Origin of the sequence: Xanthomonas sp. SHU 199, from assembly GCF_000364665.1 — a bacterium.
Taxonomy (GTDB): Bacteria; Pseudomonadota; Gammaproteobacteria; order Xanthomonadales; family Xanthomonadaceae; genus Xanthomonas_A; species Xanthomonas_A sontii.
In genome coordinates this window covers 1-511 of the sequence record NZ_AQOI01000368.1, presented here as the reverse complement: position 1 = coordinate 511, position 511 = coordinate 1, and the positions used below count along the sequence as shown (strand labels likewise).

The window sequence follows — 511 nt, the reverse complement described above, 5'->3', positions numbered from 1 at the left end:
GACGTTGGTAAGCTGCCAGTTGGCGTCGTAGCAGTAATAGTGGTCGCGACCCGGCGCAACGACGTGGGTCAGGTTGTCGAGGACGTCGTAGCTGTAGGTGGCGGTGCCGAACATCGGCGACTCGGCCTTGGTCAGCCGATCCATGCCGTCGTAGGTCATGGTGCGGTTGCCGCGCTGGTTGCGCCCGGTGGCGCCGTCACTGATGGCCGCCACGTTGCCATTGGCATCGTAATCGTAGCCGTCGCTGAGGAACGCCGTGCCGCCGTAGGCATCCTGGCTGGTATCCGGCAACTGGCGCTTGTTTTGCGTCAGGGTGTGGACGATGCCGTTGCCGTAGGTGAACTGCTTGATCGCGCCATTCGGGTAGTAGCTCACGCCGGTGGCATAGCTGCCGGCCTGGGTCGGTTGGCCCAGGGCATTGGGGGCGTAGTCCACCGTCTGTCCCGAGGGATAGCGGTGCGCAGCAAGGTTACCGTTGGCATCGTAGGCGTAGCCCAGCGCCCAGGTCTCG

1 pseudogene is annotated in these 511 nt (G+C 64.4%); it reads right to left on the bottom strand.

Going from position 1 to position 511, the window contains the following annotated elements:
- Window positions 1–511: pseudogene (locus D183_RS24615) on the bottom strand (RHS repeat protein); the annotation flags it as partial.